12 protein-coding genes are annotated in these 14,718 nt (G+C 71.9%); 7 read left to right on the top strand and 5 right to left on the bottom strand.

Annotated elements, in window-relative coordinates; all coding sequences use genetic code 11:
• The coding region (locus AB0J39_RS05705; RefSeq protein ID WP_363462214.1) for a transglycosylase domain-containing protein at positions 1 to 2,301 on the bottom strand (2,301 nt) is incomplete at its 3' end.
• 162 nt (positions 2,302 to 2,463) lie between these two features.
• Entirely contained in the window at positions 2,464 to 2,931 is a 468-nt protein-coding gene (locus AB0J39_RS05710; protein WP_363462216.1) for an Lrp/AsnC family transcriptional regulator, read from the bottom strand.
• A gap of 96 nt (positions 2,932 to 3,027) precedes the next feature.
• Here AB0J39_RS05710 and hppD point away from each other — a divergent pair, with 96 nt between their 5' ends.
• From hppD to AB0J39_RS05725, 3 genes are all read left to right on the top strand, one after another.
• Positions 3,028 to 4,131, top strand: a complete 1,104-nt coding sequence (gene hppD / locus AB0J39_RS05715) for a 4-hydroxyphenylpyruvate dioxygenase (RefSeq protein ID WP_363462218.1) — start codon at positions 3,028 to 3,030, stop codon at positions 4,129 to 4,131.
• A gap of 67 nt (positions 4,132 to 4,198) precedes the next feature.
• Positions 4,199 to 4,705: an RDD family protein gene (locus AB0J39_RS05720; protein WP_363462220.1), complete on the top strand. Its 507-nt coding sequence runs from the start codon at positions 4,199 to 4,201 to the stop codon at positions 4,703 to 4,705.
• A gap of 122 nt (positions 4,706 to 4,827) precedes the next feature.
• Entirely contained in the window at positions 4,828 to 6,321 is a 1,494-nt protein-coding gene (locus tag AB0J39_RS05725; protein WP_363462222.1) for a M1 family metallopeptidase, read from the top strand.
• Between the two features lie 18 nt (positions 6,322 to 6,339).
• Here the strand turns inward: AB0J39_RS05725 and ilvA are convergent, their stop codons facing one another.
• The 3 genes from ilvA to AB0J39_RS05740 are packed head-to-tail and all read right to left on the bottom strand — an operon-like array spanning position 6,340 to position 9,837.
• A complete protein-coding gene (gene ilvA, locus AB0J39_RS05730; RefSeq protein WP_363462224.1) occupies positions 6,340 to 7,554 on the bottom strand; it encodes a threonine ammonia-lyase in 1,215 nt (404 codons plus the stop codon).
• 28 nt (positions 7,555 to 7,582) lie between these two features.
• On the bottom strand, positions 7,583 to 8,551 hold the full coding sequence (locus tag AB0J39_RS05735) for an ROK family protein (RefSeq protein ID WP_363462226.1): 969 nt from the start codon (positions 8,549 to 8,551) through the stop codon (positions 7,583 to 7,585).
• Positions 8,548 to 9,837 carry an FIST N-terminal domain-containing protein gene (locus tag AB0J39_RS05740; protein ID WP_363462228.1) on the bottom strand — a complete coding sequence of 430 codons (1,290 nt, stop codon included), beginning with the start codon at positions 9,835 to 9,837 and terminating at the stop codon, positions 8,548 to 8,550. Before AB0J39_RS05740 ends, AB0J39_RS05735 begins: the two co-directional genes overlap by 4 nt.
• Positions 9,838 to 10,033: 196 nt before the next feature.
• Here AB0J39_RS05740 and AB0J39_RS05745 point away from each other — a divergent pair, with 196 nt between their 5' ends.
• The 4 genes from AB0J39_RS05745 (at position 10,034) to AB0J39_RS05760 (ending at position 14,702) form a co-directional block, all read left to right on the top strand.
• Positions 10,034 to 11,443 (top strand): sigma 54-interacting transcriptional regulator, encoded by a 1,410-nt coding sequence (locus AB0J39_RS05745; RefSeq protein ID WP_363462230.1) that lies wholly within the window; start codon positions 10,034 to 10,036, stop codon positions 11,441 to 11,443.
• On the top strand, positions 11,440 to 13,383 hold the full coding sequence (locus AB0J39_RS05750; RefSeq protein ID WP_363462232.1) for a hypothetical protein: 1,944 nt from the start codon (positions 11,440 to 11,442) through the stop codon (positions 13,381 to 13,383). The genes AB0J39_RS05745 and AB0J39_RS05750 overlap by 4 nt, the downstream gene beginning before the upstream one ends.
• 60 nt (positions 13,384 to 13,443) lie before the next feature.
• Positions 13,444 to 13,848, top strand: a complete 405-nt coding sequence (locus AB0J39_RS05755; protein ID WP_363462234.1) for an SdpI family protein — start codon at positions 13,444 to 13,446, stop codon at positions 13,846 to 13,848.
• Positions 13,849 to 14,270: 422 nt separating this feature from the next.
• Positions 14,271 to 14,702 (top strand): hypothetical protein, encoded by a 432-nt coding sequence (locus tag AB0J39_RS05760; RefSeq protein ID WP_363462236.1) that lies wholly within the window; start codon positions 14,271 to 14,273, stop codon positions 14,700 to 14,702.
• Positions 14,703 to 14,718: the final 16 nt, after the last annotated feature.

The raw sequence follows: 14,718 nt of genomic DNA on the forward strand, positions 1-14,718 counted from the left end.
GCCCGTGGTGCCCGCGTCGGATCTGTCGTTCCCCGCCCCGGGGGCGGCGTCCGCGGCACCCGTGTCGCGGGCACGGGCCGCGCCGGCCGGGCCTGTCATCCCGTCGACTCCGTTCGCGCCGCCTCGCGGGCCGGTCTCGCGGTCCTGGCCGGTCGTGCCCTGCTGCTCCTCCTCCGCGTCCGTGGTCGCGCCGGGCACGTCCTGGCCCGGCACCCCCGCGCCCCCCGGTCCGTACGGCCCATGCGGGCCGTCGGCGCCGGGCGGACCTGACGGGTAGGGACCACCGGACGGGTAGGCGGTGGGAACGCCGCTCGGCTGGGGCATGGCCATGCCGTAGGTGTCCCAGTTGTAGGGATTCCATGTGACCGGGTCGGGGAACTCCCGGACCGGCTTGCCCTCCATGGCGGTGCTCATGAAGGTCTTCCAGATCTCGGCGGGCAGTGTGCCGCCGTACAGCTCGCCGTAGCCGGGAACGGTCACCGGTTTGTTGTCGTCGCGGAACATGTCGACCGCGACGGCCAGTTGGGGGACGTAGCCGGAGAACCAGACCGCGGCGGACTCGTCGGTGGTGCCGGTCTTGCCCGCCACCGGGCGGTCCCACAGCCCCGCGGCGCCGCCGGTGCCGCTGCGCACCACCTGCTCCAGCGCGTACGTCGTGTCGGCGGCGGTGTTCTCGCTGAAGGCCCGGGTGCCGGGCGGGGCGAACCTGCGGGTGAGTCCGGTGCCGTCGGTGACCGCCCGGATCACGTGCGGCTCGTGATGGATTCCCCCGGCGGCGAACGTGGCGAACCCGGAGGCCTGCTGCACGGCGCTCACCGACGCCACGCCGAGGGGCAGCGTGGCGGCGCCCTGGTGCGGGGCGAGTTGCGCCGCGGGAATCCCGGCGGCCCGCGCCGCGGCGACGACCTTGTCGATGCCGATCCGCTGGCCCAGGTCCACGAAGGCGGTGTTGACCGAGTACTGCGTCGCCTCGAGCAGCGTGATCGCCGAGCCGTACGACTTGCCGCCGGAGTTGGGGATGTCGGTGGAGCCGATACGGATGGGCGAGTTGCCGTAGACGAGCGCGTCGAGCCCGTAGCCGGCTTCGAGCGCGGCGGCCAGCGTGTAGGGCTTGAAGGTCGAGCCCGCCTGGACCTTGGCGGAGAAGGCGTTGTCGTACTGGTTGGTCTCGTACCGCCCGCCGTAGAAGGCGACGACCTCGCCGGTCGCGGGATCGACGGCCGCCAGGCCGGTGCGGACCTTCTTGGGGGTGTCGTCCGGCAGGACCGACTTGACCGCCTGCTGGGCCTGCGCCATCAGCTTCTTGTCGAACGTCGTGGTGACCTTCAGACCGCCGTGGTTGATGTCCTCGTCGGTGAAGCCGAGCCGGTTCAGCTCGGCGCGCACCTGCGCCAGCATGTAGCCGTTCTGGCCGCCGAGGGACAGCGGGGCGCGCTGCTTGGCGAGCGTGGGGAACACCAGCGCGCCGGCCTCCTCGCGGCTGATCGCGCCGATCTCGCGCATGCCCCGGACCACCGACGCCCATCTGGCCTTCACCGCGTCGAGCGCGGCCCCGGCCGGATTGGCGAAACGGGTGGGCTGCTGGATCACGGCGGCGAGGTAGGCGCCCTCTGCCGCCGTCAGGTTCTGCACGTCCTTGTCGAAGTAGGCCCGCGCGGCGGCCTGGACGCCGTACGCGCCCCGGCCGAAGTAGATGGTGTTGAGGTAGCGCTCCAGCACCCAGTCTTTCGTCTTGGATCGATCCACCTTCAGCGCGATCATGACCTCTTTGAGCTTGCGCGCGATGGAGCGTTCCTGACCGAGGCCGCTGTAGTAGTTGCGGACCATCTGCTGGGTGATGGTCGAGCCGCCCTGGAGCTGGCGGCCGGTGATCGTCGACCAGACGGCGCGGGCCGTACCGGACACGGAGACGCCCTGGTCCTGGTAGAACGTCCGGTTCTCCGCCGCGATCACCGCGCTTCTGACGACCTGCGGGACCTGCGCGAGCGGCACGTTCTTGCGGTTGACGCCCTCGTTGGCGAGCACGGTCCTGCCGTCCCGGTAGTAGATCACCGAGCCCTGGGCCGTCGCCAGTTCCTGGGTGCTGTCCGGGATGGGGGTCAGCGCCCACACCACGGCGAGGAACACGACGAGCCCGGCGATCGCGGTGGCCAGGCTCACGAGCAGGACGCGCGGCAGCCGTCTTCGCCGGCGAGGCTCCGGCGCGCGGCCGCCCTCGCCGCCTCCCCCGTTCGGGCCGCCGAGTGACGCCTGTGGCTCCACGGCGCCCTCCTCGATCGGGCCCTCCTCGGCGCTGTCCACGCTGTGACCCCCGATAAGTCCGATACCCCCGCTACGCCCGTTTGTGCCCCTGAGCTGGGCGGATAGGACCACGGTAAACGATGGCCATCGATGGTCCGGCACTTCCCGCGACGTCTGTGGAAAAGCCTGGCCCACGGCAGGACGTTGTGGATAACCGCCCGGTCAGCCCCCGGCCGCGCGGACGAGCGGAAGGGTCCGGTACGGCACCGGCGTGTCGAGCGCGATCACCGATTCGGTCCGTACGACCCCCTGCACGTCCACGATGCGGTCGATGACGCGCTGGAGGTCGGCGTTGCTGCGGGCGACCACGCGGCAGAACATGTCCCCGCCACCGGTGATCGTGTGGACCTCCAGGACCTCGGGGATGAGCGCGAGCTGGTCGGCCACCGGCACGTGCCCCGCGACCTGCCTGATGTGCAACGTCACGAACGCCGTCACGTCGAAGCCGAGCGCGGCCGGATCGATGTCCGGGCCGTAGCCGGTGATGACCCCCTTCGCGGCCATCCGGTCGAGCCGGGCCTGCACCGTGCCCCTGGCGACGTTCAGCCTGCGGGAGCACTCGAGCACGCCGATCCTGGGCTCGGCGGCCAGCAGGGCGACAAGACGGGCGTCGAGGTGGTCAATCGTCATAACGATTTCCCCTTGTACGAAGCGGAGACTGAGCACATTGTCCACCTGTTTGAGTCACTGTTGCACAAATTGGCCATGCGAACGGACGCTTGTCACATGAACGATGTCTTTCCGGTTCACGGCATGGACGCGGTGGTCTTCGCCGTCGGCAACGCGAAGCAGGCCGCCCACTACTACTCGACCGCCTTCGGGATGCGCCTGGTGGCTTACCGGGGGCCGGAGACGGGCAGCCGCGACGAGGTGGCGTACGTCCTCGCGTCGGGCTCGGCCCGGTTCGAGCTGCGCGGAGCCGTGCGGGCGGGCACGCCGCTCGCGCGGCACGTGGCCGAGCACGGCGACGGCGTCATCGACCTCGCGCTGGACGTGCCGGACGTGGAGACGGCCTACCGGCACGCGCTGGAGAGCGGGGCCCGGGGGCTGGAGGAGCCCCACGTGGTCGAGGACGAGCACGGCAAGGTCGTCGTCGCGGCCATCGCGACCTATGGCGAGACCCGGCACACGCTGATCGACCGCGCCAACTACGCCGGCGCCTACCTGCCGGGATACGTCGCGGCCGAGCCCATCGTCGCGCCGCCCGCGGTGAAGAACGGCCGGCTCTTCCAGGCGATCGACCACTGCGTCGGCAACGTCGAGCGCATGGAGGAGTGGGTGGAGTTCTACGAGAAGGTCATGGGCTTCACCAAGATGGCCGAGTTCATCGGCGACGACATCGCCACCGAGTACTCGGCGCTGATGTCCAAGGTCGTCGCGGACGGCACCCGCAAGGTCAAGTTCCCGCTGAACGAGCCCGCCGAGGGCAAGAAGAAGTCCCAGATCGAGGAGTTCCTGGAGTTCTACGGCGGCCCGGGCGTGCAGCACATCGCGCTCGCCACCAACGACATCCTCACGACCGTGGACGCCATGCGCGCGGCGGGGGTCGAGTTCCTCGACACGCCGGACTCCTACTACGACGACCCGGAGCTGCGCGCCCGCATCGGTGAGGTCCGCGTGCCGGTCGAGGAGCTGAAGAAGCGCCGGGTCCTCGTGGACCGCGACGAGGACGGCTACCTTCTGCAGATCTTCACCAAGCCGGTGGTGGACCGCCCGACCGTCTTCTTCGAGCTCATCGAGCGGCACGGGTCCCTCGGCTTCGGCAAGGGCAACTTCAAGGCGCTTTTCGAGGCCATCGAGCGCGAGCAGGCACGCCGCGGCACCCTCTGACACCCACTGACGCACCCTTTGCGCCTGCCCGGCTTTGCCCGAAGGGCGGCGGGGTGACCATTCAGCCATGGGAACACCGCCGCCTCCGGGAAGCCCGTACGAGGAACCGAGGACTCCCTGGACGCCCCCGCCCTTCGGGCTGACGGCGCCGCGGCTCGCCGGCCGCTGGCGCCGCCTGTTCGCCGGGATCCTGGACGCCGTGCTCATCGGCGTCGTCACCTCGCCGCTCACCTGGGACAACTGGCGGGTCGTGTCCGAGGGCACGACGGGGGCGGTGGCCCGGATTCCGGTCGGCAACGGTCTTCTGGTCGGGCTGATCGGGTTCCTCTACTACTGGCTGCTCCAGTCGTTCTGGAACGGCCAGACGGTGGGCAAGAGGCTGTTCGGCATGCGCGTGGTGCGGGAGACCGGGGAGCCCGCCGGTCCCGGGCCGATCGCCGTGCGGCAGGCTGTGGAGATCGTGCTGGGCTGGTTGTTCTGCCTCGGGCTGGTGAACCTCGCCTGGATCCTGTTCGACCGCAGGAAGCAGGCCCTGCACGACAAAGCCGCCCGGACGGTCGTCGTGGACGCCTGAGACGGCCGCTCCCAGGCGCGACCTGAGACGGCCGCCCCCCAGACGCAACCCCTGCGAGCAGGCAAAACACGCGGCCTCAGTACCCGGACCACCTCGCCTCCTCGCATAGAGTTGCCAGACATATGGCCACGCATCGTCTTCCTCCGTTCTCAGTGCCGACCAGGACGCCGACCAGGACGCCGATCACCGCCCTGATCTGTGCGGTGGCCGTCGGAACCGCCACGGCCTGCGCGCCGTCCCAGGGCGCGGTCGCGCCGTCCCCGGCCGCGGCCGCCGCCCCCGCGTCGGCGGGGGTGGGCACGTCGACGGGCACCATGGGCGCCCCGGGCATCGGCGACCCCGACTTCCCCAGCGACGGCAACGGCGGCTACGACGTCCGGCACTACGACCTCCGCCTGTCGTACGACCCGTCGTCCAGGAAGCTCGCGGGCAGCGCCACGATCGAGGCGAAGGCCGCGCAGGACCTCACGTCGTTCGACCTGGACCTGCACGGGCTCACCGTGAGCCGCGTGACGGTGGAGGGCGCGGCGGCCTCGTTCAGCCGCAGCGAGGACGAGCTCGTGATCGAGCCGGCCCGGCGGATCCGGAACGGCGACGGGTTCGCGGTCACGGTCGACTACTCCGGCGTGCCGGAACCGATGCACGACTCCGCCAACCTCGGCCGGTACGGCTTCATCGCCACCCCGGACGGCGCGTTCGTCACGTGCGAGCCGAACGGCGCGAAGACCTGGTTCCCGTCCAACGACCACCCCGCCGACAAGGCGACCTACGACTTCCGGATCACCGTGCCCGAGGGGCTGACCGCGATCGCCAACGGCGAGATGGCCGGGACGCCGCAGACCGCGGCGGGCAGGACGACCTTCGTCTGGCGGGAGAAGCACCCGATGGCGAGCTATCTCGCCACGATGACGACCGGCAAGTTCCAGGTCCGCACCGGCACGAGCGAGAAGGGCCTGCCGATCTACGCGGCCGTCGCCGACTCCTTCCGCGGCTCGCTCGACACCCTCTTCACGCAGACCGGGAAGATCACCGACTACTGGTCGAGCGTCTTCGGGCCGTACCCCTTCTCCTCCACCGGCGGCGTGATCGACGACTACGCGGCGGGGTACGCGCTGGAGAACCAGACCAAGCCCATCTACGGCGGCTTCTCGCCCGAGCCCGCGATCATCGCGCACGAGCTCGCCCACCAGTGGTTCGGCGACAGCCTGAGCATCGGCCGCTGGCGGGACCTGTGGCTGAACGAGGGCTTCGCGACGTACGCCGAATGGCTGTGGGCGGAGCACACCGGCCAGTACACGGCCGATTCGGCCTTCCGGCGCTACTACGAGAACGCGGCGGACCCGATGTGGGCCTATCCCCCGGGCGCGGCCCGCGCCGACGACCTGTTCAGCGCCGCCGTCTACAACCGCGGCGCCATGACGCTGCACGCGCTGCGCCGCGAGATCGGCGACCAGAAGTTCTTCCCGCTGATCAGGGCGTGGACCGACGCCCACAGGTACGGCAACGTCACCACCCAGGAGTTCATCACGCTGGCCGAGCGCGTCTCGGGCAAGGACCTCAAGGGACTGTTCGACGCCTGGCTGTTCCAGCCGAAGCGTCCCGCCCCGGCCACCTGATCGGCCGAGGCCGGTCGATCAGGAGAACAGCAGCTTGTAGCCGTCCCGCCGCAGCGCGCTCAGCACCTCGTCGCAGTGCGCGGGGCCGCGGGTCTCCAGCTGCAGCAGGACCTCGGCCTCCTCCAGGTGCAGCCGGGAGCCGAACCGCTCGTGCACCACGTCGAGCACGTTGGCCCCGAGGTCGGCGAGCCGGGCCAGCAGCGCGGCCAGCGCCCCCGGACGGTCGGTCAGCCGGATGCGGAAGGCGAGATAGCGGCCCGCCGCCGCGAGACCGTGCCGCAGCACCCTGGCCAGCAGCAGCGGATCGATGTTGCCGCCCGACAGCACGACGACGACCGGCGGCTCGAACGCGTGCGGCTGGTCGAGCAGCGCCGCGACCCCCGCCACCCCCGCCGGCTCCACCAGCAGCTTCGCGCGTTCGAGGCACAGCAGCAGGGCCCGCGACAGCGACTCCTCCGACACCGTGACGACGCTGTCGACCAGGTAGTGGATCAGCTCGAACGGCAGGTCGCCCGGCCGCCCGACCGCGATCCCGTCGGCCATCGTGGACGTGGGCTCGACCATGACCGGACGGCCCGCGGCCAGCGAGTCGGGGTAGGCGGCGGCCCGCTCGGCCTGCACGCCCACCACCTTGATGCCCGGGCGCTGGGACTTCACCGCGAGCGCGACCCCGGCCGCGAGACCGCCGCCGCCGATGGGCAGCACGATCGTGGCCGTGCCGGGAAGCTGCTCCAGGATCTCCAGGCCGACCGTGCCCTGCCCGGCGACCACGTCGGGGTGGTCGAACGGGTGGATGAACACCGCGCCGGTCCGGTCCGCGTGCTCCCTGGCCGCCTTCAGCGCCTCGTCGACCGTGTGCCCCGCGAAGACCACGTCCGCGCCGTACGCCCGGGTGGCCTCCACCTTCGGCAACGGCGCGCCCTCGGGCATGTAGACGGTCGACTTGGCCCCGACCAGCGACGATCCCAGTGCGACGCCCTGCGCGTGGTTGCCCGCGCTGGCCGCGACCACGCCCCGGGCCCGCTCCTCCTCGCTCAGGCGCGCGATCCGCACGTACGCCCCGCGAACCTTGAACGACCCGGCCCGCTGGAGATTCTCGCACTTCAGATGCACCGAGCCGCCGACGATCTCGGACAGCACCCGGGAATGCAGGACGGGCGTCAGCGCCGCCACGTCCGACAGCGACTCGCGTGCGGCGACGACGTCCTCGTACGTCACCTGTGGGACAGCCATGTGCCCATCATCACAGGTTCCGGCGCTCTCAGCGCTCCGGCGACCAGTACCTGTCGCCGGCCGCCACGAGCGCGGCGGCGCCGACGAGTCCGGCGTCCTGGCCGAGCGCGGCGGGCACGACCCGCACCCGCCCGGCGAACCCCATGCGGGTGTGCTCCCGCAACGCCTCCTCCAGCGGCGCGAACAGCAGGCCGCCCGCCTGGCTGAGCCCGCCACCGACGGTCACGAGGTCGAGGTCGCACAGGTTGACGGCGGAGGCGATCGCGACGCCCAGGGCGCGCCCGGCCCGGGCCATCGCGGCCAGCGCGATCGGGTCGCCGGCCGCGGCGTCGGAGGCGAGGCGGCGCGCGGTGGCCGTCCCCTCCTCCTGGTAGAGCTCCCCCTGGGTCACCGCGGCGTCCGGCGACCAGCCCTGCGCGAGCGCCCAGGCGGCGAGGCCGGGCCCGCGGGCGACCGCCTCCAGGCAGCCGTTGCCGCCGCAGCCGCACGCTGGGCCATCCGGGTCGACCACCACGTGGCCGATGTGACCCGCGTTGCCCGTCCCGCCGTCGATGAGCCTGCCGCCGAGGATCAGCCCGCCGCCGACGCCGGTCGACACCACCATCCCGAGCATGGCCGCGCTCCCCTGCCCGGCGCCGCGCCAGTGCTCCGCGACGGCCAGGCAGATCGCGTCGTTGTGGACGCGGACCGGGACGCCGGGAAACCGCCCGGCCAGCCTCCCGCGCAGCGGGAAGCCCCGCCAACCGCCCATGTTGAGAGGCGAGACCTCCCCCTCGGGCCAGGTCATCGGCCCGCCGCAGCCGACGCCCACGCCGGCGAGCGCGGCGGGCAGGTCCAGCCGGTCGAGCAGCGCGGTCAGCGTCTCCCACAGCGTCTCGGCGTCGCCGCCCTGCGGGGTGGCGACCCGCTCGGCGGCCACGACCCGCCCGTCCGGATCCACCAGGCCGGCCGCGAACTTCGTGCCGCCGATGTCGACGGCCAGGATGAGGTCGCTCACGCGCCCGCTCCCGCGTCCCCCGGGAAGCCCGTACCTCCGGGGAACCCCGTGCCGCCGCCGAAGCCGGTGCCGCCGGAGAAGCCCGTATCGCCGGACAATCCCGTGCCGCTGGACAGGTCCGTGCCGCTGGAGAAGACGAGCAGCGACGCGGTGAAGCCGTGGACGTGGTTGTGCCCGCCGACGGGCCCCACCTCGCCCGCGGCGAAGAACCCCGCCACCCCGATCGGCCCCAGCGTCTCGCGTACGGCGAGCGCGTCGTGGTCGGCCGAGTCGAACATGCCCGAGCCCCGGCCGTTGCAGGAGAACAGCAGCGCTCCCTCGATCCGGCCGGAGTGCTCCCGCAGGTGGTCGTCGAGCAGCTCGTAGAGGTCCTCGTCGGCGGCCTCGGCGTCCCTGACCTGGAACCGCACCGTCCTGCCGATCTCGATCACGTCGCCGACGGCCACCGCCTCGCGCTCGGGGTCGATCCCGATGACCCCCCGGATCAGGAAGTCGCCGCGCTCGTGGCGCTCGGCGTACTCGTCCATCGCGATGCCGATCTGTAAGCCGGCGGCGACCAGGTCGCGGTCCTCCTCGTCGAGGGCGCTGACGATGTCCTCCAGGCGCGCCAGGGCGGGCTGGCCCGCGAGTTCCAGCAGCACGTTGTCCTCGGCGCGGGTGACGACCATGGACGGCCCGATCGGCCGGCAGCCCTGGCTCACGACGGTGCCGACGTTCACCTGGCCGCCGATGACCACGCCGATCGCGCCGGAGTCGTGGACCTCCCCGTTGGCGAACAGCCGCACCGAGCCGCGGCCCTGGAGCCCGTTGGCCAGGCCGCCGACGATCGGCAGGCTGCCCAGCACCTCGTGCGAGTGCTCGATGAACGCGTCCGTGGGGAAGCTGTAGGGGTCGGCGAGCAGGATCGCCGCCCGGTCGTCGGGGACACGCTCCGGCAGCCCCACGACCACGAACCTGTCCTCCGTCCGGAGCGTCTCCAGGGCGAAGGTGTCGATCCTGGCCCCGCCGAGGGACGCCGCCCACGCGCTCACGGCGGGGGTCAGCTCCACGCCCTGGCCGTGCCCGATCACGCCGGTCGCGCTGCAGCCGATCACGTCGGCCCCGGACGCGACGGACATCGCCCGCCGGCCGGCTCTGGCCACGTCGTCGGGGTCGTCCCCGCAGATGAAGAAGCACACAAGATCTGGCGGACCCGACAGGCCGGCCAACGCCTGGCGTACGGCCGTCTCGGCCGCTTCCACCAGGTTCGGGCCCACGGCGAGACCGTCGGCGAAGCGGCTCGTCATTACCGCCATAGTCTCGCCCTCTCTTCCTCCGCGACTGTTTCCTTGGGCCGATTCTCCCCACTGAACGGAGGTCGACGCACGGGCCGCACGGCCAATTGGGTCGCGTCCCCGAGCCGTTTCCCTGAGCCGCGTCTCTCAACCGCGTCTCCGCAAACTCGGCTGCCGGATCATCCGATGGGGACGTAGGCTCGACTCCGTGCACAAATCGCCCACGCCTGCCCCCAGCACTCTGCGTGAACTGCGCGAGAGTGGACACCGATACCGAACGGTCAAGGCCGAGATCAGGGAGAACCTCCTGGCCCGGCTGCGGGCCGGCGAGGCCCGGTTCCCCGGCATCGTCGGCTTCGACGACACGGTCCTGCCCCACCTGGAGAGGGCGCTGATCGCGGGCCACGACCTCGTGCTCCTCGGCGAGCGCGGCCAGGGCAAGACCCGCCTGATCCGCACCATCACGGGCCTGCTCGACGAGTGGTCGCCCGTGGTCGAGGGCTGTGAGATCAACGACCACCCGTACGCGCCGGTCTGCGTCCGGTGCCGCCGGCTGGCCGCCGCGCACGGCGACGATCTGCCGGTCGCGTGGAAGCACCGCGAGGACCGGTACGGCGAGAAGCTGGCCACCCCGGACACCTCGGTCGGCGACCTCATCGGCGACGTCGACCCCATCAAGATCGCCGAGGGCCGCACGCTCGGCGACCCCGAAACCGTCCACTACGGCCTGGTTCCCCGGACAAACCGGGGCGTCTTCTCCGTCAACGAGCTGCCCGACCTGGCCGAGCGCATCCAGGTGGCGCTGCTCAACGTGCTGGAGGAGCGCGACATCCAGGTCCGCGGCTACAACCTGCGGCTCCCCCTCGACATCCTGCTGATCGCCAGCGCCAACCCCGAGGACTACACCAACCGCGGCCGGATCATCACCCCGCTGAAGGACCGGTTCGGCGCGGAGATCCGCACCCACTACCCCCGTACGGTCGAGGACGAGCTGGTCCTGATCCGTCAGGAGGCCGAGCTCGGCGCCCTGGGCGCGGACCTCCCCGACCACCTGGTGGAGGTGATCGCCCGGTTCACCCGCCTGGTCCGCGAGTCGACCGCGGTCGACTCCCGCTCGGGCGTGTCGGCCCGCTTCTCGATCGCGGCCGCCGAGACCGCCGCCGCCTCCGCCGTACGGCGGGCCGCGCTGACCGGGGAGGAGCGGCCCGTCACCCGCGTGTGCGACCTGCCCGGCGTGGTCCACACGCTGCGCGGCAAGGTGGAGTTCGAGGTCAGCGAGGAGGGGCGGGAGATCGAGGTGCTCGCCCACCTGCTGCGGCGCGCGACGGCCGAGACGTTCCGCGCCTCGCTCGGCGGCGCCGACCTCGCGCCGCTGCTGGACAGGTTCGGCGAGGGCGCGCAGGTGGAGTCGGGCGAGCTGGTCCCGGCCCACGAACTGCTGCGCAGGATCGGCCGCGTCGAGGGCCTGTCGAAGATCATGGCACGGCTCGGCATGGGCGAGGGCGACGAGTCGCCCGGCCACGCCGCCGCGGCGCTGGAGTTCACGCTGGAAGGGCTCTACCTGATGCGCAGGCTGTCCAAGGACGAGACCGACGGCGCCGCGGTGTACCGGACGTGAGCTACTTCTACCGGGAGTACCACGACGGGCCGGATCCGCTGGCTCCGCCGTACGACGTGCGATCGGCGCTGGACGAGATGGGCGACGCCGTCCTGTCCGGCTCGACGCCGCTCGACGCGCTGCGCGACCTGCTGCGGCGCGGGTTGCCGGGAGCCCCCGACCGCCGCGGCCTGGACGACCTGCTCCGCCAGGTGCGGCGGCGCCGCCGCGAGCTGCGGGACAACACCCGGCTCGACGGCACGCTGGAGCGCGTGCGCGCCCTGCTCGACAAGGCGATCGGCCAGGAGCGGGCCGAACTGTTCCCCGATCCCTCCGACGACGCCCGCTTCCGCGAGTCGGCGCTGGACGCGCTGCCCTCGGACACCTCACGGGCCGTCCAGGAGCTCGCCGAGTACGACTGGCGCTCGGCCGCCGCGCGGCAGACGTTCGAGGAGCTGCGCGACCTGCTGCGCAGGGAGGTCCTCGACAGCCAGTTCCGCGGCATGCGCGACGCGCTGGCCAACCCCGACCCGGCCGCCATGGAACGGGTCCGGCAGATGATGTCGGACCTCAACGACATGCTGGACCGTGACGCCCGGGGCGAGCACACCCAGGACGACTTTGACCGGTTCATGCAGAAATACGGGGACATGTTCCCCGAGAACCCGCGGAACCTGGACGAGCTGGTCGACCAGCTCGCCCGCCGCGCCGCCGCCGCGCAGCGGCTGCTCGCCTCGCTCACCCCGGAGCAGCGCGCGGAACTGGCCGGACTGATCGACCAGACGCTGGAGCAGGCGGGCCTGGCCGAGCAGATGCGGCGCCTCGGCGACTCCCTCCACGCCCGCCGTCCCGACCTCGCCTGGGGCGCCCCCGAACGCGTGTCCGGCGAGCAGCCGATGGGCATGGGCGACGCCGTGACGGCGCTGCAGGAGCTGGCCGACCTCGGCGACCTGGAGACCGCGCTGCGCCAGGACTACCCCGGCGCCCGGCTCGACGACATCGACGAGGCCGCGATCCGGCGGGCGCTCGGCCGCTCGGCCGTGGACGACCTGGAGGCGCTGCGACAGGTCGAACGCGAGTTGGAGGCCCAGGGCTACCTGCGGCGCAACCGCGGCAAGCTGGAGCTCACGCCCAAGGCCGTACGCCGCCTCGGGGAGACCGCCCTGCGCCGCGTCTTCGCCTCGCTCGACTCGGGCCGCCGCGGCGACCACGACCAGCGCGACGCGGGCACGGCCGGGGAGCCGACCGGCTCGACCCGCCCGTGGCGATTCGGGGACGAGCAGCCCATCGACGTCGTCCGTACGGTCGTCAACGGCGTACGGCGGGGTGGGGGCGCGCCCGTGACCCTGTCGGTGGACGACTTCGAGGTCGTGGAGACCGAGCGGCGCTCCGCGGCGGCCGTCTGCCTGCTGGTCGACCTGTCCTACTCGATGGCCCTGCGCGGCACCTGGGCCGCGGCCAAGCAGACCGCACTCGCCCTGCAGGCGCTGGTCGCCTCGAAGTTCCCCCAGGACGCGGTGCAGATCATCGGGTTCTCGAACTACGCCCGCGTGCTGCGGCCCGACGAGCTGGCCGGGCTCGAATGGGACATGGTCCAGGGCACGAACCTGCACCACGCGCTGCTGATCGCGGGCCGTCACCTCGACCGGCACCCGGACTTCGAGCCGGTCGTCCTGGTGGTCACCGACGGCGAGCCGACGGCGCACCTGATGCGCAACGGCGTGCCGCGCTTCGAGTGGCCTCCGTCGCAGGAGACGCTGACGCTGACGCTCGCCGAGGTCGACAAGATGTCCAGACGGCGCGCGACGATCAACGTCTTCATGCTGGCCGCCGACGACCGGCTGCGGGAGTTCGTGGACGAGGTCGCCCGGCGCAACGGCGGCCGCGTCTTCTCCGCCAGCGCCGACCGCCTCGGCGAGTACGTCGTCAGCGACTTCCTGCGCGCCCGCCGCACCCGCTGAGCGGCCGAGCCGGGGGCCGGCGGTCCACCTGAGTCACCCGCACGACCGGAGGGAGCACACGTGACAGCATCCGCCCTGGTCACCGCCGCCGTGGAAGCGCAGACCCCGTTCCTCGAACGGGTCTATCCGGCCGTGTGCCTCGTCGTCCTCGGCGCCGTGCTCGTGGCGATGGGCCGGATGGGAGCGCGCCGGACCCTGGCTCCCAACGCCCTCCTCGGCATCCGCACCAGGCGGACGATGGCCAGCGAACGGGTCTGGTACGACGTGCACGCCCTCACGGCGCCGTGGTCGCTCGCCGCCGGTCTCGTCGCGCTCATCGGGATCATCCCGGTCCTGCTGCTGGAGGGGCCCTTCTCCCCTCTCGCCATGCTCGCGTCCGTCGGAACCAGCATCGTCATCCTGGGCTTGGGGACCGTCCACGCGCTACGCCGGGTTCCCGCCGCCGAGCCGGAGGCGGACCGGTAGACGGTTCGTCGTCTGCCACGCGGGCATGGCTTAGCACATCGGCGCGGATCGGGGGCGCGTTCCGAAGCCGCAGGACCGGCGGGGACCGGAAGGCCCGGGCGGCGGGCGTGAGCGGGGAGACGGACGCCGCGGCCCGGGGATTCGATAATCGATTGCCGACCGGGCTGCAATCGGCGGACGATAGACAGGCATCCCCTGTTCGCGCTGGTCGTTCCACATGCCAGTGGAAGGAGCGCTCCCATGTTCGCAGCGGTCGGCCTCGTCGTCCTCATGGTCCTCACCACGGTGCTGTTCGAGATGGCGGTCCACAACCGCCCCCGTCGCCGGAAGTGACTCCCGCACGCCCCCGGCGTCCGACGCGCGGCGCGACGAGCGCGTCCGGGCGACTGCGGGGCCGATCAGTCAGGCGATAGCCTCTGCCCATGTCGCCTCTCGACCACCTGCTGCTGTGGCTGCACATAGGGTTCGCGATCTTCGCGCTCGGTCCGCTCACGGCGGTCACGAGCGTCACCCCGCGCTACATACGGGCGCGCGATCTGGGCGTGCTGCGATATCTGCACCGCGCGACCCGGCTCTTCGGCCTGCTCACGATCGGGGTCTTCCTGTTCGGCCTGTTGCTGGGCCGCAGCGCCCTCGGCGCGCCGTACCTGTCGGTGTCGATGACGTTGTTCGTCGTGGCGGCCGTCCTGCTGGTGATCGTCGAGCGTGACCAGCGTACGGCGATCGCGGCGCTGTCCAGCGAGTCGCCGGAGGACGACGCGAAGGTGCAGACCGGGCGGATCGCGGCGCTGGCCGGAATCAGCGCCCTGATCTGGCTCGTCGTCCTCTTCCTGATGGTCTTCTTCAACCCCTGAACAAAGATTCCCGCTT

This window comes from Microbispora sp. NPDC049633, assembly GCF_040675265.1.
Taxonomy (GTDB): Bacteria; Actinomycetota; Actinomycetes; order Streptosporangiales; family Streptosporangiaceae; genus Microbispora; species Microbispora maris.